Below are 24,820 nucleotides of genomic sequence, written 5' to 3'. Positions count from 1 at the left end.
CCGCCGGAACTCTCCGGCGGCCCGCGTCGCGTTTGCTGCCACCGAACTGCGCCGACACCATGAGAACGCGACGGCGGTCAGCCGGGACCGGACGGTCTCGGCCGCCGCCGGGAGACCAGCACGGCGGCCAGCGGTACGCCCGCCTCGGCGGCCGCCGCCAGCCGCTCGGTCAGCCCGATCCATGCCCCGTCGGTGAAGAACTCGACGGCGAACCAGCCGACCAGCCCGAGGAGGACCACCGCCGCCGCGAGCGCCACCCGGCGTACGGGAGCCGGCCCCTCGCCGGGCGGGTGGCGGTGCTCGCGGGCGAGGGACGGCGCTGCTCGACGGGGCACCGCCAGGGCCGGCCAGACGGCCAACGCGCCGAACGCCACGCCGGCGGCCACGACGTGCGTCGTCGAGCTGCCCGTCGCGTTCTGCGGGAACGCGACCAGGACCAGGGTCGCCAGCCCGCCCAGCGCGAGCAGCGCTCGGCCCGCCGGCGCGGCGCTGACCAGGCCGAGCGCGGTCGTCAGGTGACACAGGCCCAGGCCGGCCAGCCCGATCGTCATGATCCAGCGATCGTCCGCTCCGGTGGCGGCAAGCGCGCTGATGGTCTGCCGCACCGGGTCGAATCCGTCGTCCTGGGCGGCCTGCGCCAGGGTCCAGCCGCCGATGAGAAACAGCGGTGCGCCACCGGCCGACAGCAGGGCCCAACGGGGAACGGCAGACATCGGGCGATCGTAGCGGTGCGACCGGAGCATTTCCTGGGTCGCGCGCTCCGTGCGGACGGACGACGCCGAGGGCGCGGCTCGTCGGCGGGCGGACGCGGACGCCGGACCAGGCGGGGACGGCGACGCCGGACCAGGCGGGGTGCGGCGCCAGAATCAGGCGGGGCGGCGGCGCCAAGATCAGGCGGGGCGGCGCCTTACGGCAGTCGGTCGCGTCGCCCGGGTGCCGGCCCGTCGGGTGGTCCGAGCGGATCCGGCGGTACGACGCCGATGGTCGGCAGGTCAGGGCCGACGCGTACGGTGCCGCCGGTCGACCAGGCGAGGTGCGCCCGCCGGGCGGAGAGGACCGCCAGCAGTGGCCAGAGGGAGACCGCCACCGCCGTCACCCGCTCGGCCAGCCCGGTGCGGGACCCACTGGTCACCTCGAACGCGCACCAGCCGAAGAGCGCGAGCAGCACGAGCGTGGTGCTCAGCCCCACCGCCCGGCGGAACGCCCAGGGCGGCTCCGGTCGGGTGTGGTGGCCGCTCGGCAGCCGTAGTGCCGATCCGGCCGGCCAGAGCACCAGGGCGAGGACGGCCACCGTCGCCGCGACGCCGTGGCTGAGCGAGCCGCCGACCGGGGGCCGGGGAAAGGCGACCAGCGCGATGGTGGCCACCCCACCGATCGCGAGCAGGAAGCGGCTGGGCAGTCCGGCCGCGTGCAGTACGGCGGCGACCGACAGGTAACAGCAGCCGAGCAGCACCAGGGCCACCACCATGATCCAGGCGTCGGTGGCGTCCTGTCCTGCCAACTCGCTGATGGTGTCCCGGACCGGGTCGTACCCGACGGGCTGTCGGGCCTCCGCCACCGTCCAACCGGCCACCAGCAGCGCGGGTGCCGCCGCCGCCGTGGCGACGGCCCAGTTCGGTACGGGCCGCATTTCGCCACGTTAACCGGCGAGACGGTCGGTTGAATCGGATTCGCCCGGCTTCAGCCTGCGCTGACCATGGCGTCGGTGAGGATGACCGACCCGCCCGGATACTTGCACTGCACCCGCAGCGTCAGCTCGTCGGCCCCTTCGAGGTCGGCGACGAGCTTCTGCGGATTGTCCATCCGTGCGTCGAACTGCTGACCCCGCGTCACTCGGGTGATCGTTCCGTCCTTCTGCCGAATCGCAACTTGCGCATAGACGAGAACGATGCCATCGCGCTCGTCGTCAGAGGAAAAGAATGGTCGTACGGTCGAGGTGAGATCGAGATAACGGCGCTGGAGCCGATACGTGACGTCGCGTTGTTTGTCCGCACCGGCATTCGTCGGGCAGCCGATGACGACCGGACGGTCGTACTCGGGTTGGCCGGCCAGCTGGCGCGGCAGCTTCCCGAGATAGGCCGCCCCGGCCTCGACGGCCAGAGTGTCCAGCCGGACGGACCGGGCCGGGACCGGGGACGTCGACGTGTCCGGGCCCGGGTTGGCCCGCGACGGTGCCGCCGGCTCGGTTTCCGGGGTCGACGCGCTCGCGGCCGGCCTGCCCGGCCCAACCTTCCAGTCGAAGACGTCCCTGGCCAGGGCGGCCGCCGCGATGAGCACCCCGAGCACCGTGAGAGCGACGGCCACCTGCGCGCCGCGACGGGCCGGCATTGGCGTCGGTGCCTGGCTCGAATCCTGCATATCCGGCATCTACCTCTCCACCACGGACGTTGGGATCGGGCCGCTGATATCTGACGGCTCTCGGTCAGATCGCGTCGGCGAAGAATACTCTGTCCCGAGCAGTGGCGAGTTACTGATAACGTGCCGATCCCGAGCCCCAACCCCTATCCGACGTTGACTTCTGCCGATGCAGGAGGTTTTAGCGATGAACCAACCCGATCCGCGCGCAGAGCAGCCCGCTCCCACCCCCGTTCCCGCCGCGCCACCGCCGCACCCTCCGGGCGGCACCGCACCCCCTCCGGGCGGCACCGCACCGCCGCCGTTTCCGGGCGGCCCCGGGCCGGCCGACCCGCTACCGCCGGCGTCCGGCGCGCGGCGCGGCCGGCTGGGTTTCGTGGTGATCGCCGTGGCCGCCCTCGCGCTGCTGGTGTCCCTCGGCTCCGCCGTTGTGTCCTGGCGCGCGTTGGACCAGGCGCAGACCGCGCGGGACATCGCTTCCGCGCGGGCGCCGGTCGGCTCCACCGACACCGGTCCGGCGCCAGCGCCCTCCAGCTCTGCCGCCGGGACCGACTCCCGGCCGGCCTCCGCAACACCGGAGGAGCCGCCAAGCTCACCGGGGACGCCGCCGGAGCTCAGCGAGCAGACCGTCTACGAGCCCAAGTACGACAACCAGAGCCTGACCTTGAAGCCCACGGACTGCTTCAAGGAAATGGAGGTGGACCTCGACGAACCACGTGCCAACGTGGGATCGAACACCACCGATATGGCTCTCAATGCGGGCTGTCCGGGGGCTCCCTTCGTCAAACTGGCCAACGGCGTGGAGGGCAGTGAAGCGGCGACGGCGGGGATGAAGCCGGCCGAGTGCAACAACTCGATCCGATCCGCTCCGATCGCCGTGGACGCGGAGGTGCCCCTTCGGAAGGGCTCCTGGCTCTGCATCAGGACCAACTACGCCGCGGCGCGTGAACAGCGGGACAGATGGCGGATGGTGCTGCTGGAGGTCGTGACCATCAACAACGACCGGACGACCGTCATCCGGGTCACGGCCTGGAACATCCCGGAGAACTGACGCTCGCCCACTGACCGCGCCACCCGTCGGACCGCCCGGATTGGCCGGCCGGGTCGACGGGTGGCGCGGACCGTTTCCGGCACTCCTGACAGAATGCGGAGGCAGACCGCACCGCAGATGAGGAGACGCACGTCGTGATCCGTACCCATGATGCCGGCAGCTTGCGCGCGACGGACGCCGGCACGACGGTGACGCTCGCCGGGTGGGTGGCCCGCCGGCGCGACCACGGCGGGGTCATCTTCGTCGACCTGCGCGACGGTTCCGGTGTTGTCCAGGTGGTGTTCCGCGAGGAAGATGCGCACGCGCTGCGCAACGAGTTCTGCGTGAAGGTCGTCGGCGAGGTGACCCGTCGCCCGGCCGGCAACGAGAACCCGGAGCTGCCCACCGGCGAGGTCGAGGTGACCGTCGTCGAGCTGGAGGTGCTCTCCGAGGCGGCGCCCCTGCCGCTGCCGGTGGACGACCAGATCGAGGCCGGCGACGACATCCGACTCCGGTACCGCTACCTGGACCTGCGCCGCAGCGGCCCGGCGAACGCGCTGCGGCTGCGCTCGCGCGCCAGCCAGCTCGCCCGGGGTGTGCTGCACGAGCGGGACTTCCTGGAGATCGAGACGCCGACGCTGACCCGCTCGACGCCGGAGGGCGCCCGCGACTTCCTGGTGCCGGTGCGGCTCCAGCCCGGCAGCTGGTACGCGCTGCCGCAGTCGCCGCAGCTGTTCAAGCAGCTGCTGATGGTCGGTGGCATGGAGCGGTACTACCAGATCGCCCGCTGCTACCGCGACGAGGACTTCCGCGCCGACCGGCAGCCGGAGTTCACCCAGCTCGACATCGAGATGTCGTTCGTCACCGAGGACGACGTGATCGACCTCGGCGAGGCGATCGTCTCCACGCTGTGGAAGGACCTGGCCGGGCACGAGATCACCCGACCGATCCCGCGGATCACCTGGCACGACGCGATGGCCCGGTACGGCTCGGACAAGCCGGACCTGCGCTACGGCGTCGAGCTGACCGAGCTGACCGAGTACCTGCGCGGCACCGAGTTCCGGGTCTTCGCCGGGGCGATCGACGCGGGCGGCTACGTCGGCGCGGTGGTGATGCCGGGAGGCGCGGCGCAGAGCCGCAAGGAGCTGGACGGCTGGCAGGACTGGGCGAAGGCGCGTGGCGCCCGCGGCCTGGCGTACGTGGTGCTGGACGCCGAGACCGGCGAGGCGCGCGGCCCGGTGGCGAAGAACCTCTCCGCCGAGCACCTGGGCGGGCTCGCCGACGCGGTCGGCGCCAAGCCGGGCGACGCGGTCTTCTTCGCCGCGAGCGCCACCACCCGGGAGGCGCAGGAGCTGCTCGGTGCAGCCCGCGTCGAGATCGCCAAGCGGTCCGGCCTGATCGACGAGAGCGCCTGGGCGTTCTGCTGGGTGGTCGACGCGCCGATGTTCGAGCGCACGGACGAGGGCGGTTGGACGGCCGTGCACCACCCGTTCACCTCGCCGAACGCGGAGTGGGTCGACCGGTTCGAGGAGGCTCCGGACCGGGCCCTGGCGTATGCGTACGACATCGTCTGCAACGGCAACGAGATCGGCGGCGGGTCGATCCGTATCCACCGGGGTGACGTGCAGAAGCGGGTCTTCGACCTGCTCGGCATCACTCCCGAGGAGGCGCAGGACAAGTTCGGCTTCCTGCTGGAGGCGTTCAAGTACGGCGCCCCGCCGCACGGCGGTATCGCCTTCGGCTGGGACCGGGTCTGCATGCTGCTCGCCGGCGCCGACTCCATCCGTGAGGTCATCGCCTTCCCGAAGACCCGGGGTGGCTTCGACCCGCTGACCAGTGCACCCACCCCGATCACCGCCCAGCAGCGCACCGAGGCCGGCATCGACGCCAAGCCCAAGCCGCAGCCGGCGGCCCACACGGGAACGGCCGGCCCCGCAGCCCCGGTAGCAGACCCGGTCTGACCCCCTATCGCGCCGTCGATCATGAGGTTGACGGGCCCGCGCCACGGCGTGTCGCTCGTTAACCTCATGATCGACGTCGGCGGTAGTGGGGGAGTGGGCTGGGATGCGGGTGCTTGTTGTCGGGGGTAGTGGATTACTCGGGCGGTCGATTTGTCGGCGGGGCGTCAGCGCCGGGTGGTCGGTTGTCGGGACGTTCCACTCCGGTGAGATCGCGGTGCCGGGAGTCGCGGCACGACGGCTGGACGTGACCGACCGGTCCGCCGTGCGCGCACTGGTCGCCGAGGTGCGGCCGGACGCAGTGGTGGGGACCCCTTACCGGTACGGGGACTGGGCGGTCACCGCCGACGGGGCAGCGCACGTGGCCCTCGCCGCCGCCGAGGTGGGCGCCCGGCTGGTGCACGTGTCGAGTGACGCGCTGCACGCCGGCCGTCCCACGCCGTACGCCGACGACGACGTGCCCACCCCGCTGAACGCGTACGGTGCCGCGAAGGCGGCCGCCGAGACCGCCGTTCGCGCGATCGACCCGGGCGCGACACTGGTGCGGACCTCCCTGATCGTGGGGGAGGGCAGCAAGCAGATCCAGCTCTGCCGGGACGCGCTCGCCGGACGGGCGGTGCTGTTCAGCGACATGATCCGTTGCCCGATCGACGTCACCGACCTGGCCGACGCCGTGCTGGAACTGGTCGTCGGCAACCACGCCGGCCCGCTCAACGTGGCTGGCGCGGACGCGGTCAGCCGTGCCGAGCTGGGTCTGCTGGTGGCCCGACATTTCGGGTTGGACGCGGCCGGGCTGAAGACCACCACCAGCGCCGCCGCCGGGCAGGCCGGCCCCACCGAGGTACGCCTGGACTGCGCGCGCGCCGCAGGTCTGCTGCGGACGCGGTTGCGGGGGGTGCGGGAACTCCTCGCCTGACCCTGCACACTTCTTGTGCATAACTCTTGTGCATAAGAAGTGTGCAGAGATAGTGTGCAGTCATGGCGAACGACGAAGACGCTCAGCGGGCGGCGCTACGTGAGGTCCGCATCGACAAGCGGCAGGTCCGGGTCCTGGCGCATCCGCTACGGATGCGGCTGGTCGGCGCCCTGCGTGTGAAGGGGCCCGCCACCGCCACCACCCTCGCCGAACTGCTCGGCACAAACACCGGCGCGACCAGCTACCACCTGCGTCAACTCGCCGAGGTCGGGCTCGTCATCGAGGATCCCGACCGAGGCACCGGGCGGCAACGTTGGTGGCAGGCGGCGCACGACGTCACCAACTGGGAGCCGAGCGACTTCGATGACGACCCCGACGCCCGAGCCGCGATCGAGTGGATCCAGGGCGACCAGGTACGTCTCCTCGTCGAGACCGCCGACCGCTGGTTCGCCACCCAGCACGAGTGGTCACCCGCCTGGCGGGACGGCTTCGGCATGGGCGACATCTTCATGACCATCCCGCCCGCCAGACTGGAGGAGCTCAAGGCGGAGGTGTGGCAGGTGCTGGAGCGCTACCACCGCGAGGCCCAACCCGACGCCCCTACCGACCCGGAGGCCCGCCCGGTGCAGGTCTTCCTGGCCGCCTACCCGTTGCGCGAGGGCCTCCGGTGAGCGCGCTGACCGTACGCCAGGTTCGGCGTCGTTACCTCACGCTCTACGGTCTGCGCTGGCTGCCCACGGGGCTGATGATCCCGGTGATGATCCTGCTGATGCAGGAGCGCGGCCTGTCGCTGCCGCAGATCGGCCTGGTCGGCACGGCTCAGGGGCTGCTGGTGCTGGCGCTGGAGTTGCCCACCGGCGGGTTCGCCGACGCTCTCGGTCGTCGACCGGTGCTGCTCGCCGCCGGGGTGCTCAACCTTGTCTCCCTCGCGCTGTTCGCCGTGGCCGACTCGTTCGCGCTGTTCTTCGTGGTCTGGGCTCTGCAGGGCATCTACCGGGCGTTGGACAGCGGCCCGTTGGAGTCCTGGTACGTCGACGCCACCCTGGCCGCCGACCCGCAGGCCGAGTACGAGCGTGGCCTCGGCTACGCCGGCACCGTCGTCGGCGGCGCCATCGGCGGAGGCGCGCTGCTCAGCGGTGGTCTCATCGCGCTCGGCCCGATCGGGCCGGTCTCCGCGCTCACGGTGCCCGTGCTGGCCGCCATCGTGGCGCAGGCGGCGGCGCTCGTCGCGCTCGTGGTGCTGCTGGTCGAGGAGCGGCCGGCCACCGGGGTCGCGGCGATGCGGGCCTCGGTGGTCCAGGCGCCCCGGATGATCGGCCAGGCCGTCGGGCTGCTGCGGCGTTCCCGGGTGCTGCTGGCGTTGGTGGCCGTCGAGCTGTTCTGGGGCTTCGGCATGGTCACCTTCGAGTCGCTGCTGCCGGTCCGACTCGCCGAGGTGATCGGTGATCCGGAACGCGCCGCGGTGCTGCTCGGGCCGGCGAACTCGGCCGCCTGGCTCGCGTCGGCCGCCGGCGCGGCACTGACCCCACTGCTGCTGCGCTGGTTCGGCGCCGCTCCGGGTGCGGCCCTGCTCCGCGTCCTGCAGGGCGTGACTGTGGTCGGGATGGGGTTGTTCGCGGGGCCGGTCGGCGTGCTGGTGGCCTACCTCGCCTGCTACGCGGTGCACGGAGCGTCCAACCCGTTGCACAGTGGGCTGCTGCACCGGCAGGTCGACGGCCCGTACCGGACCAGCGTGCTCTCGCTGAACTCGATGATGGGGCAACCGGCCGGCGCGCTCGGCGGGGTGGTGCTGACCGCGCTCGCCGCCGCCACCAGCGTCAGCACCGCGATGGTGGTCGGCGCTGTGGTGTTGGCCGTCGCCGCCCCGCTCTACCTGCCCGCCTGGCTGGCCGGCCGTCGGGCCGCCCCGGCCGTCGAGCCGACCGCGGTCCCGGTGCCCGCCACCGACCGTTAGCGATAGCCCTCTCGCCTGGCCGGACGGCGGGCCGGTCAGGCGAGGCGGATCGAGCTGAGCGCAAGGGTGGAGGTATAGCCGAGCCGACGGTAGAGCCGCGCCGCACCGACGTTGTGCGTGTAGACGCCGAGCCCGACCAGGTCGTGACGTGCGAGTAGCGCCCGGGTCATCCCGGCGGTCAGGGACGCGCCCAGCCCTCGACCGCGTTGGTCGGGAGCGACGGTCAGGCCGGCCAGGAAGCCGATGTCATCCTGGCTACGGTCCGCGCCGCACGCCACCAACCGGTCGCCGGCCCAGATGCCGTACCAGTCGACCACCCGTGGGTCGCCCGGCTGGGAGGTGCTGGTGGGGAACGACTCTTCGACGAGTGCCGCCAGCGCCGGCTGGTCGGCGGCGGTGAGGCGGACCACCGCTTGTTCGTCCGGCTGCGCCGGCGGCGCCGTGTCGGTCCAGTGGAAGTCCCAGTCGCTGTGCTCGGCCACCGCCAGCCGATCGACCAGCCGACCGCGATCGTGTCGAGGCAGGTGCAGCCGCTGTCCGGGCTGGAGCATTCCATCGGCGGCGAGCGCTGCACAGATCTCCAGCGCCGGTTCGACCGGACCGATCGCGCAGCCAGCCGGTCCGTACTCCGGCGGCACCAACCACAGCACGGCGCCATCACGCTGGTACGCGCGCGCCGGCACGGCCCGCCCGAGCGCGTGCCGGGCGAACGGGTGATGGCCGACGGCGGCCAGGATGGCGCTCCGGTCCTGGAGCACCCGGTCGTCGATGATCATGCGGTCCAGCCTAAGGCCTAGGAGCCGGGGGTCGATTGCCTCCGCCGGGCCCTCGCGGCGTGGCCGTCTCCACCGTGGAGATTGACGAGTCGACCGATTGGGTACATCACGCGCCGACCTACTGGGAACCCCCACCGGAGGACCGACATGCTCGCCATTCTCGCGGCCATCGTTTTTGGCTTTGCCCTGCTGCTCGACCTGCTCGGCACCGACTTCGGCGCACCCGACCTGTTCAACTGGAACACCCTCGTGCTCATCGGACTGCTCCTGCTCTCGCTCTACCTGGCCGGCGTCGGCAGCGGCCCGCGCGGCGGCGGCGGCGGCCGTTGGTACCGGGGCCGTCGTCCCGGGCGTGGCTGACCGGAACCGATCACCGGTGGCGGGCCTGCGGCGCGATTCCGGCGCCGTGGGCCCGGCCCGGTACTGTCTTCGTGATGGAGTCCGACGCCCTCTTCTCCCTCGGTGAACCCGCCGGGTCGCGCAGCGCGCCCGACGGTCCCGCCGGTGTCGACGGCTTCACCGCGGTGGCCGACGATTCGCCCCTGCCCGTCCGGATGCGCCCGGTGACCCTCGACGAACTGGTCGGGCAGGAGCACCTGCTCGCTCCCGGCGCACCCCTGCGGCAACTGGTCTCCGGCGGGGCTCCGATGTCGGTGATCCTCTGGGGCCCGCCGGGCAGCGGCAAGACCACCATCGCGCACCTGGTGGCCGGGGCCACCGACCGCCGCTTCGTGGCCATGTCGGCGCTCTCCGCCGGCGTGAAGGACGTCCGGGCGGTGATCGAGGCGGCGCGCCGCCAGCGCCGTTCCGGCGGTCCGCAGACCGTGCTCTTCATCGACGAGGTGCACCGGTTCAGCAAGACCCAACAGGATTCGCTGCTCGCCGCCGTCGAGGACCGCACTGTCACCCTGCTGGCGGCCACCACCGAGAACCCGTACTTCTCGGTCATCTCCCCGCTGCTGTCGCGGTGCGTGCTGCTCACCCTGCAACCGTTGGACGACGAGGCGGTGCGGGGCCTGCTGCGCCGGGCGGTCGCCGACAAGCGTGGCCTGGACGGCACACTGACCCTGACCACCGAGGCCGAGGATCACCTGGTCCGGTTGGCCGCCGGTGACGTCCGTAAGGCACTCACCGCCCTGGAGGCGGCGGCGGCCTCCGCCACGGCCCTCGGCGGCGGGCGGATCGACCTCGCCACCGCCGAGCAGGCGGTCGATGTGGCGGCGGTGCGCTACGACCGCGACGGCGACGCCCACTACGACGTGGTCAGCGCCTTCATCAAGAGCATGCGCGGCTCGGACGTGGACGCGGCGGTGCACTGGCTGGCCCGCATGTTGGTCGCCGGTGAGGACGCCCGGTTCATCGCCCGTCGTCTGGTCATCTTCGCGAGCGAGGACGTGGGCATGGCCGATCCCAGTGCGCTGAGCGTGGCGACCGCCGCCGCGCACGCGGTCGAGTACGTCGGGTTGCCCGAAGCGCAGCTCAACCTCGCCCAGGCGGTGATCCACCTGGCCACTGCGCCCAAGTCGAACTCGGCCACCACCGCCATCGGCGCCGCCATCGCCGACGTCCGGGCCGGTCGCGGTGGCCCGGTGCCGCGAGGGCTGCGCGACGCGCACTACGCCGGCGCCCGAGGGTTGGGCCACGGGACCGGCTACCGCTACCCGCACGACGACCAGCGCGGCGTGGTCACCCAGCAGTACGTCCCGGACGACCTGGTGGGCACCGACTACTACCAGCCCAGCCCGCACGGCGCGGAGCGGTCGGTGGCCAGCCGGTTGCCGCTGCTGCGCCGGATCGTGCGTGGCCTGCCGGCCCCGGCCGCCCGCCCGCAGACGCCGACAGCCGAGCCGTCCGTAACGGCGCAGACCGCGCCAGCGCTATCCCCGGGGGCCGCCCGTCCGACGACGGGCACGGGTGCCTCCGGCACGATGCAGGACAGCGGCACCGACGCCGCAGGAGAGGGTCAACAGTGAGATCGCGTGGTGGGGACCGCCCGGACGAGGGCCCGGACGAGCGGCGCGATCCCCGCGCCAAGACCCGCCGTTGGGGTCGCGGCCGGCCAGCCGAGCCCGAGCCGGAGCAGCCGGTAGCCGGCGAGGAGTTCGGCTGGATCGACGACCTGCGCTCGGCCAAGCAGCAACGCACCGAGCTGGGCCCGGACGGCGCACCGGCGGAGCCGAACCGGCCCCGTGCTGGCATGCTGCCGGCAGACCCGGCCGGACCGCCGGCACAACCCACCCCGCGTACGCCGGGAGAGCCGGCCGGTGCGCGCGGCAGTGCGCCGGAGTCCTCGGCACCGCCGGCCCCGCGCCAGAGCGAACCTGGCGGTGCCGCCGCCCGTCGACCGGTCGACGGGCCCTGGCCCGGGGAGACGCCGCCAGCGAGTCGTCGCCCGGACAACCGGCCACCCGCCGCCGGCCCCGCACCGGGTCAGCCGCCGCGCCGCGGCGTGCAGCCGGTGCCCGGTGCCCGCGCTGCCGTACCACCGCCGCCACCCGCCGCTCGCCCGGGCGGGAGTGACCCGGCCGGTCCGCAGGGGCCTCGTCCGGCAGCCGACGCGCCCGGCGGCTCGGCCCGTTCACGCGGTGCGGCAGCCCCTCCCGGCCCACCCGTGGGCCCACCGACCTCAGGCCCCCCGGCCGGTCGTCGCCCGGACGCCCCCGCCTCGCCGGTCCGTCGTCCGGACGCCGCTGTTCCGCCGGGCCGTCATCAGGACCCCGCCGCACCCGGCGGCCATCCCGACGGCATGCCGCCGCTGCGCCGTCCGGATGCCGGTCCGCCGGTCCGCCGACCCGGCCCGGAGCAACCGGTCGAACCCGCCCGTGCCCGACCGCCCGCCGACGGCACGCCCGCCGGTCGCCGCGCCGCCGGCTCGGCACCCGACCCGGCGCGGGCCACCGGAGCATCCGCCGCCCCCGGGCCGGCCCGCTTCGACGGCGCGCCGGCCGGCGTCGTGCCGCCGGCCGGCGTCGTGCCGCCGGCCGGCGTCGTGCCGCCGACCGCGGAGGGCCTGCGGCCCGACCCCGCCAGCGACCGTGACCCCCGCACCGCCCGGCGTCGTCCGGGCCCCGCCGACCCCGGTGCGCCCGAGCCCGCCGGGCGCGCTTCCGAAGGTCCCCGTCCGACAGCCGGCGGGCGTCGCCGCGCCGCGGAACCCGACGAGCCGGTGGTGCCCCGCTCGGGGAACGCGCCACCCGTGCCCCGCTCGGGGAACGCGTCGTCGGTGCCCGAGGCGACCGGCGCGCACAGCGGCGCCCTGCCCACCACCGGCCCCGCCGACGGCACCGGTCGCCGCCGGGTCGTCTCCGGTGAACCGGAACGCCGAACGCCGCCCGGCGGCGAACCCCGCCTGGACCGCCCGGAGCGGCCCGCGGACTGGCTCCGCCAGGCCGGCCGCCTGCCACACACCGACCCCGGCCTGCCGGTGGTCAACCGCCGAGACGGCAGTCCACCGGCCGGGGGCCGCCGTCCGGCGCCGCCCACCGGGCCGGGAGACCTCACCGAGCAGGCGTCCGGTCGGCTCGCCGTGCCAGACCCGGCCGCGGAACGCACCGCCGCCCGCCGGCCCGTCGGCCCGCCGGTCGACCCCGGCGCGGACGCACCGACCGGTCGTCGCGCCGTCCGGCCCGACGCGTCGGGCTCCACCGGAGAGCAGGCCCTGACCTACCCCTCGCCGCCCGGCGACCGGCCCGCGCGTGGGCGGGGCGCTGCGGCGGTGCCCGCTCCGGACGCCACCGGTCAGCGCGGCCGTGCCGTGGCGGGGCCCGGCCCGGACGCACCGCCCGCCTTGGACCCGACCGGCCGGCGACGTCGTCCACCGGCCGCGCCCGGCCCCGACGGTACGGCTGTCCCCGGTCGACAGGGGCCCGCGAGCGACCACGGCGACGACCCGTACGCCGGTGGTCGACCCGGCGCCGGTCCCGCTGCTCGGGGAGCTGCCCGCTCCGTCCCACCCGGCCGGGCCCGCCCCATCCCGGGCGATGCGCCGGCACCCGGCACCGGACGCCGTGGCGCTGACGGCCCACTGCGTCCCGGTCCGGGTGGCGAGGCGGCACCCCGGGACGCAACCCGTCCGGATGGTCCGGCTCGCGCGGCGGTGCCGCCGGGTGTGGATGGTCCGCCGCGTTCCCGTCCGGATGGTCCGGCTCGTGCCGCCGTCCGCCCTCCCGGCGGGCAGCCGGCAACCGACGACCGGCCGGCCGGTGAGCCCGGGCCGGCCCGTGGTGCTGCGTCGGCCGGGCGACCCGCGTCGGCCGACCGTGCCGCCGGACGCGCCCTGCCTCCGAATCGGGAGCCCGGCCGTGCCGAGCCGAGCGGTGTCGTGCCCGTGCCACCGCCCGGGCGTGCCGGCGAGCCCGTCGGCGTGGCCCGTGCCGCCGCCGTGGTGCCCGCCGTGTCCGGCCCGGTGGACCGGCCGGCACCGGATCCCTCCGACGGGCCGGCGCTGCGCTCGGCCGGTCAGGACGCGCCGGACGACGACGCCGCACCGGGTGCCCGTTCCGAGGAACGTCGGCAGACCCGCGAACGACGTCGCCTGCGCGCGGCGGTGTTGGTGCTGGTCAGCGTCGTGCTGCTCGGCGCGGTGCCGCTCTTCTTCGGCATCCGCACGCTGAGCCGTGACCCGGTCTTCGACAACCTGGACCAGCTCGGCGTGCCCGCCTGGGCGGCCGCGAAGACGGTCGACGACGTCAGCGGCAGCCGCTGGTGCCTGCTCGACTGCCGGCTGCGTGAGCGCACCGTGACCTCGGAGAAGGCGCCCAAGGAGACGGCGCAGGTCTATGAGGACGCGCTGCGCCGGGAAGGGTGGCAGCCATGGAAGGTGAGCCGCTGCCCGGAGCAGCAGACGAAGGGCAGCTACACCTGCTGGCGTCGCGACGAGTTGACCCTCGACCTGTGGGTACGCGACCCGACCTGTGTGCCGCCGCCGGTGGACGGCGAGCCGGCGGTCGTGCCGTCCGGCGACCCGTCGGCCGCTGCGACCGAGTGCACCGGCTCGTTGGTGTCGGTGAAGGTGCGCAATGCGATCGACGACGAGCGGACCAGGCCGCAGCCGACCACCGACCCGTCACTGACCGGTGAGGATCCGTTCCCAACGGTCAGTGCGGATCCGCTGGGTGAGCTGACACCCTCACCGTCCTGAGCCGATCTCCATCACGGACGGTAGGGTCTGGGGCTGGCGGGCACGCCCGCTACCGGTGACTGCCGACGGCTCGGCGGCCGGTACGGGTGGCATGGTTGTGCGTTCCGGGGACGTCGGGTCCTGCGGAACTCTGCTTGAGGAGGACAGGCGTGGGCGACATTGGACCGATCGCGGCGCTGATCGCGGCATCCGCGTTCGCGGTGCTGGTGCTCATCCTGACGCTGCCCATCCTGCGGCTGCGGCACACGGTTGACGCCACCACCCGCATGATCAACGATCTGAACGATCGGACCGCGCCGCTGCTCGGTGACGTGAACACCACGGTGAAGAACGTCAACGTCGCGCTGGAGCAGGTGCAGACCTCGCTCGACGGTGTGAACCTCCAGCTGGCCAAGGTCGACACCATGACCAGCCACGCGCAGAACGTGACCGCCAACGTCGCCAACCTGGCCACCGTCGTGTCCGCCGCGGCCGCCAACCCCCTGGTCAAGGTGGCCGCGTTCGGCTACGGCGTGCGTAAGGCCGCTGCCGGCCGCCGGCACGCCGAGACCGAGCGCGAGGTACGCGACACCATCAAGCAGCAGCGACGGGCCGCGCGACGCGGCAACAGCTGACCGGCCCGGCGCACCAGGAGGTAGCGGGACATGAGGCGCTTGTTCTGGCTCGGCATCGGGGTGGCCGTCGGTGTGATCGTGGTCCGCAAGGCGACCCGTACCGCGCAGGCGTACACGCCGGCGGGCATCGCCAACTCGGTGACGGAATCCGCTGGCGGGCTCGTCGAGTCGCTGCGTAGTTTCGTGGAGGACGTCCGGGTCGGGATGGCCGAACGCGAGCAGGAGATCCACCAGGCGTTCGCCCAGGGCGAGGCGTTCGACGACAAGTTCGCCGACCTGCGGGAAGACCCGCGAATCGGCGATCGAGAAATCTTTCCGGAGGAACACCAGCGATGAAGACGGCGGAGATCAAGCGGCGGTACCTCGCGCATTTCGAGGCGAATGGCCACGCCGTGGTGCCGTCCGCTCCGCTGCCCGCCATCAGCGACCCGAACCTGCTGTTCGTCAACGCCGGCATGGTGCAGTTCGTCCCGTACTTTCTGGGTCAGCAGACGCCCGCGTACCAGCGGGCGGTCAGCGTGCAGAAGTGCATCCGTACCCCGGACATCGACGAGGTCGGTAAGACCAGCCGGCACGGCACGTTCTTCCAGATGAACGGCAACTTCTCCTTCGGTGACTACTTCAAGGCCGGCGCGATCCCGCTGGCCTGGGAGTTGTCCACGAAGCCGATCGCCGAGGGTGGTTACGGGCTGGATCCGGAGCGGATCTGGCCGACGATCTACCTCGACGACGACGAGGCGTACGAGATCTGGCGGTCGGTGGGCGTGCCGGCCGAGCGGATCGTCCGCCGGGGCAAGGCGGACAACTTCTGGTCGATGGGCATTCCCGGGCCGTGCGGTCCGTCGTCGGAGCTGTTCTACGACCGGGGCCCGGAGTACGGGCGTGAGGGTGGCCCGGCGGTCGACGAGGATCGGTACATGGAGTACTGGAACCTCGTCTTCATGCAGTTCGAGCGGGGTCCGGGCACCACCAAGGAGGACTACCCGATCCTGGGTGACCTGCCGGCGAAGAACATCGACACCGGCATGGGCCTGGAGCGGATGGCCTCGATCCTGCAGGGTGTCGACAACCTGTACGAGATCGACGAGGTGCGGCCGATCCTGGCCCGGGCGGCCGAGCTGACCGGTAAGCGGTACGGCGCGCACTCCGGGCATGTGGCCAGCGAGTCGCACCCGGACGACGTCCGGCTGCGGGTGATCGCGGATCACGTGCGGACCGCGCTGATGCTGATCGGCGACGGCGTGACCCCGTCGAACGAGGGTCGCGGGTACGTGCTGCGCCGGATCATGCGCCGCGCGATCCGGTCGATCCGGCTGCTGGGCTGGCAGGAGCGGGCGCTGCCCGAGCTGCTGCCGGTGGCCCGGGACTGCATGGCGCCGTCGTACCCGGAGCTGGCGACCGACTTCGCCCGGATCGCGGATTACGCGTACGCGGAGGAGGAGGCGTTCCTGTCCACCCTGCGGGCGGGCACCACGATCCTGGACACCGCGATCGCGGAGACCCGCACGGCGGGCGGCTCGGCGTTGTCCGGGGCGAAGGCGTTCCAGCTGCACGACACCTACGGCTTCCCGATCGATCTGACCCTGGAGATCGCCGCGGAGCAGGGCCTCACTGTCGACGACGAGGGGTTCCGGCGGCTGATGGCCGACCAGCGGACCCGGGCGAAGGCGGACGCGCAGGCCCGCAAGACGGGGCACGTCGACCTGTCGGCGTACCGGTCGGTGCTCGACGCGGGTGGTCCGGTGACGTTCACCGGGTACAGCGAGGTGTCCCGCGAGTCGACGGTGCGGGCGCTGCTCGGCGCCGACGGCCCGCGTCAGGCGGCGACCGAGGGCGACACCATCGAGCTGGTGCTGGACACCACCCCGTTCTACGCCGAGGGCGGTGGGCAGCAGCCCGACCAGGGCATGATCACGGTTGGTGGCGGGCAGGTCGAGGTGCTCGACGTGCAGCAGCCGGTGCCCGGTCTGATCGTGCACCGCGCCCGGGTGATCCGGGGCGAGGTACGCGCCGGTGAGGCCGGCTTCGCCGAGATCGACACGACCCGACGTCGGGCGATCTCCCGGTCGCACACCGCCACGCACCTGGTGCACCAGACCATGCGGAACTTCCTCGGAGAGTCCGCCACGCAGGCCGGGTCGCTGAACGCCCCCGGTCGGCTCCGGTTCGACTTCAACACCCCGACCGGGGTGTCGCCGAGCGTCCTGCGCGATGTGGAGCAGCAGGTCAACGAGGTGCTCCTGGCCGACCTGGAGGTGCACGCCTTCATCACCTCGTTGGAGGAGGCGCGGCGCATCGGCGCGATGGCGCTCTTCGGCGAGAAGTACGGCGAGGAGGTGCGGGTCGTCGAGGTGGGTGACTACGCCCGGGAGCTGTGCGGCGGCACGCACGTGGCGCGCTCGGCCCAGCTCGGCCTCGTGAAGATCCTCTCCGAGTCGTCGATCGGCTCCGGTGTCCGCCGGGTCGAGGCGTTGGTCGGCATGGACGCCTTCGGCTTCCTGGCCAAGGAACACCTGCTGGTCTCCCGGCTGGCCGAGCTGTACCGGGTGCCCAACGACCAGGTCGCCGACCGGGTGGAGCAGACGGTCACCCAGCTTCGGGACGCCGAGAAGGAGCTGGAGAAGCTGCGCGCCCAGCTGGTGCTGGGTGGCGCGGCAGCGCTCGCGGCGCAGGCCAAGGACGTGCGCGGGGTCGCGTACGTGGGCACCGAGGCGCCGGAGGGCGCGGCCGGCAACGACGTGCGCACCCTGGCCCAGGAGATCCGCGGCAAGATCGACCCGGCGCGGCCGGCGGTCGTCGCGGTGGCGGCGCGGTCGAACGGCAAGGCGTCCCTGGTGGTCGCGGTCAACGCGGCGGCGCGCAGCCGTGGCCTGGCCGCGTCGGATCTGGTGAAGGCGGCGTTCTCCGGGCGCGGAGGAGGCAGCCCCGACCTGGCCCAGGGCGGCGGTCTGCCGGCGGCCGAGGCGCCGAACCTGCTGCTCACCGTCGAGAAGGCGATCACTGAGGCGTGATGGATCATCACTGTGAGTCAGGGCGGGCCGATCGGTCCGCCCTGGTTCGTTTCCGGCTGGTGGTGACCGTCGGTGGCTGACCTGACGCGTGGTGTGCGGATCGGCGTGGATGTCGGTCAGGTGCGGGTGGGTGTCTCCCGCTCGGATCCGGACGGGATCTTGGCAACGCCGCTGGTCACCCTGGCCCGCGATCTCACGGCGGCGCCGGACGCGGTGCCGAGCGACCTCGCCGAGCTGGCCGCGTTGGTGGCCGAGCACGAGGCCGTCGGGGTTGTCGTCGGTCTTCCGGTCAATCTCGCCGGCAAGCATGGCCCTGCGGCCGTCCATGTGAAGGCGTACGCTGACCGACTGGTCGATGTGATAGCGCCTGTCCCGGTAACGCTCACTGACGAGAGGATGTCGACCGTGGTCGCTTCTCGTAGGCTTGCCGAGCGTGGCGTCCGAGGTAAACGTCAACGTGCGGTTGTCGATCAGGCGGCCGCGGTGGAGATCCTGCAGAGCTGGCTGGACGCGCAGCGGAGGCGGACGTAATGATCGACGATCTGGATCTTGGGTTCGACGAAGCGGAGCGGGGGGAGAAGGGTCGGCACCGGCGCGGCTTCCGCAAGCGCAAGGGCGGGTCCGGCGGCGGCGGCCGGGGCAAGACATTCCTGGCCCTGCTGATGGCACTGCTCCTGTTGGGCGGCATCGGCGGCGGCGCGTTCTACGGCTTCGACCGCATCCAGAACTACTTCGTCACCCCCGACTACGACGGCAGCGGGAGCGGTGAGATCACCGTCGAGATCAAGAACGGCGCGCTGCTCGCCGACATGGCCGACGCCCTCGTCGCGGCCGACGTGGTGAAGAGCCAGAAGGCTTTCATCGAGGCGGCCGAGGCCGAGTCGCGCAGTAAGAACATCCAGCCGGGCACGTACAAGCTGCGCAAGCAGATGAGCGGCGCGAGCGCCGTGACCGCGATGCTCGACCTGAAGAACAAGATCGTCAACGGGCTGACCATCCCCGAGGGCCGCACGAGCTTGAACATCTACAAGCTGCTCTCCGAGAAGACCAAGATCCCGGTCAAGGACTTCCAGGCCGCCGCGAAGGACCCGGAGGCGCTCGGTGTCCCGGAGTGGTGGTTCACGCGCGGCGACGGCAAGAAGAGCGTGAAGTCCATCGAGGGCTTCCTCTTCCCGGACACATACGAGATCCCGCCGAAGTCCACGGCCCAGAGCATCCTCAAGCTGATGGTGAACCGCTTCCTCTCGGTGACCGTGGAGATGAAGTTCGCCGACCGGGTGCAGGAGGAACGCAAGGTCAGCCCGTACGAGGCGCTGATCGTGGCGTCGCTGGCTCAGGCCGAGGCCGGCAACAAGGATGACCTGGGCAAGGTTGCCCGGGTGGCCTACAACCGGGTGTACGGCGAGTTCGACTGCAACTGCCTGGAGATGGACGTCACGGTCAACTACTACCTGGAGTCGATCGGTAAGCCGACCAAGTCGTCCAAGCAGATGACGGCGGCCGAGCTGGACGACCCGAAGAATCCGTACAACCGCAAGCTGCGGGGCATGATCCCCACCCCGATCAACAACCCCGGCAAGCAGGCCCTGGAAGGGGCGATGGACACGCCGCCCGGCAAGTGGCTCTACTTCGTGGCCATCGACAAGGAGGGCCACTCGGAGTTCGCCGAGACGTACGAGCAGCACAAGCGCAACGAGAACAAGGCCAAGGAGGCCGGCATCATCTGACCGGCCGGGTCACGCTGTAAAGGCTCCCTTTCCCATTGCGACCGCAATTATGGTCGCTGTCGGGAAGGGAGCCTTTCCCCTTTTCGATCAGCGCTTCCGTCTTCGGAATGCTTTCACCAACGTCGATGTGGGTCAAGCGATGACGCGGTCGCCCAGGGTGGTCGCCGAGCCGGTTCCCTGGTGCCCGGGCCGGGGTGCTGGGTAGGGTCGATCCCGACGTGCGCGGGAGAGCGGGGACGTGATGTCGACAGTGATCGGGCCACCGGCCGCGACCGGCGGTGACCGTGTCGACCCGTAGGGCCGCGGTGCTGGGCAAGCCGATCGCGCACTCCCTCTCCCCGGTGATCCACACCGCGGGTTACGTCGCCGCCGGGCTGACCGGGTGGTCGTACACCCGGATCGAGTGTGCGGCGGCGGAGCTGCCGGATCTGGTCGCCGGCCTGGGCCCGGAGTGGGCCGGGTTGTCGGTGACCATGCCGGGCAAGGAGGTGGCGCTCGCCGTGGCCGACGCCGCGTCGCCGGTCGCCGCCGCCGTCGGCGCGGCCAACACGTTGGTACGCCGTCGGGACGGCTCCTGGTATGCGGACAATACCGACGTCGCCGGCATGGTGCGGGTGCTCACCGACGCCGGCGTGACCGCCGGTGCCGCCGTGACGGTGCTCGGTGCCGGGGGTACGGCCCGCGCCGCGCTCGCCGCCGCCGCCCAGCTCGCGTGCTCGTCGGTGACGGTGGTGGCCCGCCGACCCGAGGCGGTCGACGAGCTGCGCCCGGTGGCCGGCGCGGTGGAGGTCGCGCTGACGCCCGCCCCATGGGCCGATGCGTCCCGGCAACTCTCCACCGCCGACGTGGTCGTCTCCACGGTGCCGAAGGGGGTCGCCGACCCGCTGGCCGGCGCGGTGGCCTGGCGGCCGGGCGCGGTGTTCTTCGACGCGCTCTACGACCCGTGGCCGACGCCGCTGGCGACGGCCGCCGATGCGGCCGGCTGCCGGGTCGTCTCCGGCCTGGACCTGCTGCTGGCCCAGGCCGTCGGGCAGTTCGAGCAGTTCACCGGCGTCACCGCGCCGAGGGCGGCGATGGCCGCCGCGCTGACTGCCGCTCGCGCCGGCTGACCGACCGAACAGAGGGGTCCGGGCGCGGTCGCCGATGGTCGCGAGACGTTCCGGAAGCGCTTCCAACGCGTCCCGTTGACTCCGCGCGTGCTCCCCAGGCAAGGTGGGTGGCGGGCTTCGGTCGCACCTGCGGCCAGAGTCCCTGATTTCCCTGCTGCGGTTTCTTAGCTGACGGTTAAGACGCGCTTACGGAAAACTGTCCTACCTGCCACATGTCCTGGTCATCGATACGCTGCTCACCGTTACGGACGCAGACACAGGGAGTTTCCTTGACCAGGCACGGACTGCACCGCATCACCCGGTTCCGCTCCGGACCCCGACGTAAGGCGATTGCCATCGGCGTGGTCGGCGGTTCGGTGGTGGCCGGCATCGTGGCGACCATGATGCCGCTGCTGGCCAGCGACGACCTGTCGATCCGGGCGGCGGCCGACACCACCGCCACCGCGGTGTCGCAGGACGGTGACAACGCGGCCAAGTCGACGCTGGCCACCTGCGCGACGCGCTGTGACGGCAACCCGCGCGGTGGCCGCGAGGCGGTCATCGAGTTCGCGGTGACCACGGTGCCGGCCAACGCGGTCAACATCCGGGCGACGCTGCGGGTGCACGCCTGGCAGCAGTTCGCCGCCACGGTGACGGCGCACGCCTCACCGCTGAGCGCCCGCGAGTCGCGGCCGCCGCTGACGCCGGCCGGTGCCGCACTGGACAGCGTGACCAGCGTGTCCAAGGGCTTCAACGAGTGGGACGTCTCCAAACTGGTCACCGGCAACGGCACCTGGACGGTCTCGTTGGCGCAGAGCGGCCTGGAGAGCCGGATCTACTGGGCGTCGGTCGAGAACCGCAACACGGACCTGCGACCCGGCCTGCTGATCAGCTACGACCTCGGGGCCCGGCCGTCGCCGGTGACGACCACCCGGCCGGCGCCGCCGCCGTCGCCGAGCGCGTCGCCGACCACCGCGGCGCCCAAGCCGTCGCCGACCATCGCTCCGACCCGGACGCCGACCCCGAGCGCCAGCGGCACCCTCCCGTCCGGCAACTGTGGTTCCGTCTCGGACAAGCTCGTCCCGTCCTGTGGCGCCTGGTGGGGCATGTACTCGCCCGCCGGGGCGGCCGGCGGCTGGGACCACGGCAAGGCCGTCACCGATGTGGAGACTCAGGTCGGGCGCAAGTTCGACATCGTGCACCGCTACCACGACTTCTCCAACGCCGGCAGCAACGGCGCCTTCCCCGACATGTACGAGCAGCAGCAGATGCGTGAAGGCCGGCTGATGTTCTTCGCCTGGGAGTCCCGTGACTTCTCCGCCGGCACCACCCTCAAGTGGTCGGACGTCTACGGCGGCAAGCAGGACGGCACCATCGACGCGGTCGCGGGCCGGATCAAGGCCGCCGGTGTGCCGGTCTTCATCGGTTTCGACCACGAGCCGGAGGACGAGCCGAACAAGGGCAGCGACGCCGACTTCGTCCGGGCCTGGCGCTACGTCCACGAGCGGTTCGCCAACGCCGGTGCGACCAACGCGGTCTGGGTCTGGACGATGATGGGCTGGTCCGGGCACTACTCCCGGTACGCCGGCCTGTACCCCGGCGACCGGTACGTCGACTGGGTGGCCTACGACCCGTACAACTTCCACGTCTGCAACGGCAGCACGGTGTGGAAGAGCCCGAGCACGACGGTCGGTGGCTTCTACCGGTGGCTGGACGACAACGGCATCGGCGCCGGCAAGCCCCGGATGCTCGCCGAGTTCGGCACCAACTTCAACTCCGCCGACCTGGGTGCCAAGCAGCGCTGGTTCCAGGAGTTCCCGGCGGCGCTGAAGGCGCACCCGAAGATCAAGGCGGCCATTTACTTCAACTCGGCCGGCATGACCAACCGCACGTCGACCTGTGACATGACGATGAACCACGACGCCTCGGCGGTGGCCGGCTTCGCGAAGGCCGGCCAGGATCCCTATCTGCGGCAACCCACCGGAGGTAACCGCTGACGTTCGAAACGGGCTGACCGGACGACGTTCGCCGGGGGTCGCGCAGCCGATCCTCCGGCGTTCTGTCGGCTTGCGGATTCATGCACCGCCCAATCGGCGGATTTTGTTTACCAGGCTGGACGAGGCACGCTACCTCGGGTTCTCATCCAATCTGGAGGCGCAGCGTGCCCAAACTCTCGCACTTGTGGCGTTTTGCAGGACGACGTCGTACTCGGGCGGGGATGGTCGCGTTGGCGATCATCGCCGCAGCTCTGGGCGTGCCCACGACCGCGTCGGCCGCGGTGGTACCGGTCCCGGCCACGGCGACCCTGGTGTCGGCGAACCCCGCCGACACGACTCCGCACGCCCGAGACGGTGAGACCCGTGCCTTCGCGCAGGTGGGCAACACGGTCTTCGTCGGCGGCAGCTTCACCCAGCTCCGGCAGACCGCCAGTTCCGCGTGGGTCACGCAGCGCTACCTCTTCTCGTACGACCGGACCACCGGGACCATGTCGACCACCTTCCTGCCGGTGCTCGACGGCGCGGTCAACACGCTGCTCGCCGGCCCCGGCGGCACGCTGATCGTCGGCGGCACCTTCAAGAACGTCAACGGCGTCTCCCGGAAGAACCTGGTGGCGCTCAACCCGGCGACCGGCGCGATCATCGACAGCTGGGTCGGGCGTTCCGACGGCGGCACGGTCCGTGACCTGGCGCTGGACGGCAACTGGCTGTACGTGGCCGGTGCGTTCAACTGGCTCAACGGCACCGCGCACGCCGGTCTGGGACGGCTCAACGCGACCACCGGCGCGATCGACCCGAGCTTCAGCATCGACGCCACAGTGGGACGGCACGGCACCACGTCGTACGTCTGGACCATCGACGTCGCGCCGGACGGCGACACCCTGGTCGTCGGCGGCAACTTCACGCTCGTCAACGGCCTGTCGCGCAACCAGATGGCGTTGGTGGATGTCTCCGGGACTCCCACGCTGCTCGACTGGAGCACCGACAAGTTCGTTCCGCCGTGCGCCGCGCCGACGACCTTCGTGCACTACGTGCAGGACGTGAAGTTCGGTGGCGACGGCAGCTGGTTCGTGGTCGGCACCAACGGCGGCGGCGGCTGGCCGGCCGCGTACTGCGACGCCCTGGTCCGCTTCGAGACCGCCGCGCGGGGCTCTGGCCTGCTCGCCACCTGGGTCGACTACACCGGTAACGACACCATCACCTCGGTCGAGGTGGCGGACAACGTCATCTACCTGGGCGGGCACTTCCGCTGGCTCAACAACCCGAACGCCAGCGACAACGCCGGCTCGGGCGCTGTCGACCGGCTCGGCATCGCCGCCGTCACTCCGGCGACCGGCATGCCGGTGAACTGGAACCCGCGCCGTAGTGGCAGCGCCTCGATGCCGTCGGGCACCAGCAACTGGGGTTCGTCGGTGCCGGTGCTCTGGCGTGGCTCGGACGGCCTCTACTTCGGGCACAACTCCGATGGCATGGGCGAGGAGTACCACGGCCGGCTCGGCATGTTCCCGCTCGCCGGCGGACGCACCTTCACCCCGAAGAACCCGCCGTCGGCCACCACCGGCAACCTCTACCTCGGCACCGCCTCGGGCACCGTGGCGAAGGTGCCGTTCAACGGCACCGAGCTGGGCACCGCGACCAGCGTCAGCCAGCCCGCGTACACGGCGGCCGGCGCGACGTGGCGGGTGGACGACCGGATCTACTGGTCGCACACGGTGGCCGGCACGCCCACCGGCAGTCGGATCGACATCTCGCTCTTCAACGGGGGCGCGATCGGCTCACCGTGGGAGGCGTCCGGCTACAACGACTGGTACAACCCGGCGTTGCTGACCGGTGCCTTCTTCCTCGACGGCCGGCTCTACTACACCCGTACCGGGGCGAACAACCTCTACTACCGCTACTTCGAGATCGACGGCAACTACCTGGGTGCCACCGAGTTCGCCCTGCCGACCACCGGTGTGACCTGGTCCACGGTGCGGGGCATGGCCTGGGTCGGCGGTCGGATCGTCTACGGCTCCACCGACGGTGCGCTGCGGAGCATGGCGTTCGACCCGACGGCAGCGCCGAGCGCGGTGGTCAACGGCACCACGGCGACGGTCATCAGCAGCGCGACGCCCGAGTTGTCCTGGTCTACCCCATCGACATTCTTCTCCGTACAGTAAGGGTCAACCGTTCGTAACGGAGCATCGGTAGATTGTTCACGTTGGGCCGGTGGCGGTACCCACCGCCGCCGGCCCGCAACGGTGGGGGAGGGTCG

General features: G+C 72.0%; 20 protein-coding genes. 16 read left to right on the top strand and 4 right to left on the bottom strand.

Features of this window, described 5'->3' with window-relative positions:
• Positions 1 to 77: 77 nt before the first annotated feature.
• From ACFYP0_RS17265 to ACFYP0_RS17255, 3 genes are all read right to left on the bottom strand, one after another.
• Positions 78 to 713 carry a DUF998 domain-containing protein gene (locus ACFYP0_RS17265; RefSeq protein ID WP_158629532.1) on the bottom strand — a complete coding sequence of 212 codons (636 nt, stop codon included), beginning with the start codon at positions 711 to 713 and terminating at the stop codon, positions 78 to 80.
• Positions 714 to 907: 194 nt separating this feature from the next.
• A complete protein-coding gene (locus tag ACFYP0_RS17260; protein WP_124853356.1) occupies positions 908 to 1,630 on the bottom strand; it encodes a DUF998 domain-containing protein in 723 nt (240 codons plus the stop codon).
• 50 nt (positions 1,631 to 1,680) lie between these two features.
• Positions 1,681 to 2,367 carry a hypothetical protein gene (locus ACFYP0_RS17255; RefSeq protein ID WP_124853355.1) on the bottom strand — a complete coding sequence of 229 codons (687 nt, stop codon included), beginning with the start codon at positions 2,365 to 2,367 and terminating at the stop codon, positions 1,681 to 1,683.
• A gap of 175 nt (positions 2,368 to 2,542) precedes the next feature.
• On the opposite strand from ACFYP0_RS17255, the gene ACFYP0_RS17250 reads away from it, so the two are divergent.
• The 5 genes from ACFYP0_RS17250 to ACFYP0_RS17230 all read left to right on the top strand — a co-directional run bounded on the left by ACFYP0_RS17250 (position 2,543) and on the right by ACFYP0_RS17230 (position 8,213).
• A complete protein-coding gene (locus ACFYP0_RS17250; RefSeq protein ID WP_386996704.1) occupies positions 2,543 to 3,406 on the top strand; it encodes a hypothetical protein in 864 nt (287 codons plus the stop codon).
• A gap of 134 nt (positions 3,407 to 3,540) precedes the next feature.
• Entirely contained in the window at positions 3,541 to 5,346 is a 1,806-nt protein-coding gene (gene aspS / locus ACFYP0_RS17245; RefSeq protein WP_124855025.1) for an aspartate--tRNA ligase, read from the top strand.
• Between the two features lie 103 nt (positions 5,347 to 5,449).
• The gene (locus ACFYP0_RS17240) at positions 5,450 to 6,259 is read left to right on the top strand and encodes an SDR family oxidoreductase (RefSeq protein WP_124855023.1); all 810 of its coding nucleotides are present in this window, start codon (positions 5,450 to 5,452) and stop codon (positions 6,257 to 6,259) included.
• 62 nt (positions 6,260 to 6,321) lie between these two features.
• Positions 6,322 to 6,930 carry an ArsR/SmtB family transcription factor gene (locus tag ACFYP0_RS17235; protein WP_124855021.1) on the top strand — a complete coding sequence of 203 codons (609 nt, stop codon included), beginning with the start codon at positions 6,322 to 6,324 and terminating at the stop codon, positions 6,928 to 6,930.
• Positions 6,927 to 8,213: an MFS transporter gene (locus ACFYP0_RS17230; RefSeq protein WP_124855019.1), complete on the top strand. Its 1,287-nt coding sequence runs from the start codon at positions 6,927 to 6,929 to the stop codon at positions 8,211 to 8,213. Before ACFYP0_RS17235 ends, ACFYP0_RS17230 begins: the two co-directional genes overlap by 4 nt.
• A gap of 35 nt (positions 8,214 to 8,248) precedes the next feature.
• Here ACFYP0_RS17230 and ACFYP0_RS17225 read toward each other — a convergent pair whose 3' ends face one another.
• Positions 8,249 to 8,989, bottom strand: a complete 741-nt coding sequence (locus ACFYP0_RS17225; RefSeq protein WP_124855017.1) for a GNAT family N-acetyltransferase — start codon at positions 8,987 to 8,989, stop codon at positions 8,249 to 8,251.
• A gap of 147 nt (positions 8,990 to 9,136) precedes the next feature.
• Here ACFYP0_RS17225 and ACFYP0_RS17220 point away from each other — a divergent pair, with 147 nt between their 5' ends.
• The 11 genes from ACFYP0_RS17220 (at position 9,137) to ACFYP0_RS17170 (ending at position 24,725) form a co-directional block, all read left to right on the top strand.
• Positions 9,137 to 9,349 carry a hypothetical protein gene (locus ACFYP0_RS17220; protein WP_124855015.1) on the top strand — a complete coding sequence of 71 codons (213 nt, stop codon included), beginning with the start codon at positions 9,137 to 9,139 and terminating at the stop codon, positions 9,347 to 9,349.
• A gap of 74 nt (positions 9,350 to 9,423) precedes the next feature.
• Complete coding sequence (locus ACFYP0_RS17215; RefSeq protein WP_386996697.1) at positions 9,424 to 10,962, top strand: replication-associated recombination protein A; 1,539 nt, start codon at positions 9,424 to 9,426, stop codon at positions 10,960 to 10,962.
• 2,471 nt (positions 10,963 to 13,433) lie between these two features.
• Entirely contained in the window at positions 13,434 to 14,129 is a 696-nt protein-coding gene (locus ACFYP0_RS17210; RefSeq protein WP_124857588.1) for a hypothetical protein, read from the top strand.
• A gap of 149 nt (positions 14,130 to 14,278) precedes the next feature.
• Entirely contained in the window at positions 14,279 to 14,743 is a 465-nt protein-coding gene (locus ACFYP0_RS17205; RefSeq protein WP_124857571.1) for a DUF948 domain-containing protein, read from the top strand.
• Positions 14,744 to 14,773: 30 nt separating this feature from the next.
• Positions 14,774 to 15,079, top strand: coding sequence for a hypothetical protein (locus ACFYP0_RS17200; protein ID WP_386996693.1), 306 nt, complete (start codon positions 14,774 to 14,776; stop codon positions 15,077 to 15,079).
• Positions 15,076 to 17,754 carry an alanine--tRNA ligase gene (gene alaS, locus ACFYP0_RS17195; protein WP_386996690.1) on the top strand — a complete coding sequence of 893 codons (2,679 nt, stop codon included), beginning with the start codon at positions 15,076 to 15,078 and terminating at the stop codon, positions 17,752 to 17,754. The genes ACFYP0_RS17200 and alaS overlap by 4 nt, the downstream gene beginning before the upstream one ends.
• 72 nt (positions 17,755 to 17,826) lie before the next feature.
• Entirely contained in the window at positions 17,827 to 18,285 is a 459-nt protein-coding gene (gene ruvX, locus ACFYP0_RS17190; protein ID WP_386996688.1) for a Holliday junction resolvase RuvX, read from the top strand.
• Entirely contained in the window at positions 18,285 to 19,481 is a 1,197-nt protein-coding gene (gene mltG, locus ACFYP0_RS17185) for an endolytic transglycosylase MltG (protein WP_124857578.1), read from the top strand. The genes ruvX and mltG overlap by 1 nt, the downstream gene beginning before the upstream one ends.
• Before the next feature lie 278 nt (positions 19,482 to 19,759).
• Positions 19,760 to 20,590: a shikimate dehydrogenase gene (locus tag ACFYP0_RS17180; RefSeq protein ID WP_386996686.1), complete on the top strand. Its 831-nt coding sequence runs from the start codon at positions 19,760 to 19,762 to the stop codon at positions 20,588 to 20,590.
• A 269-nt stretch (positions 20,591 to 20,859) separates the two neighbouring features.
• Positions 20,860 to 22,566, top strand: a complete 1,707-nt coding sequence (locus ACFYP0_RS17175; RefSeq protein WP_386996683.1) for a glycosyl hydrolase — start codon at positions 20,860 to 20,862, stop codon at positions 22,564 to 22,566.
• A gap of 221 nt (positions 22,567 to 22,787) precedes the next feature.
• Positions 22,788 to 24,725: a hypothetical protein gene (locus ACFYP0_RS17170; RefSeq protein ID WP_386996681.1), complete on the top strand. Its 1,938-nt coding sequence runs from the start codon at positions 22,788 to 22,790 to the stop codon at positions 24,723 to 24,725.
• The last annotated feature ends 95 nt before the right edge of the window (positions 24,726 to 24,820 follow it).

This window comes from Micromonospora arida (genome assembly GCF_042873195.1).
Classification (GTDB): Bacteria; Actinomycetota; Actinomycetes; order Mycobacteriales; family Micromonosporaceae; genus Micromonospora; species Micromonospora arida.
Note: the sequence above shows the minus strand (reverse complement) of the source record. Positions and strands in the feature narration are given on the sequence as shown.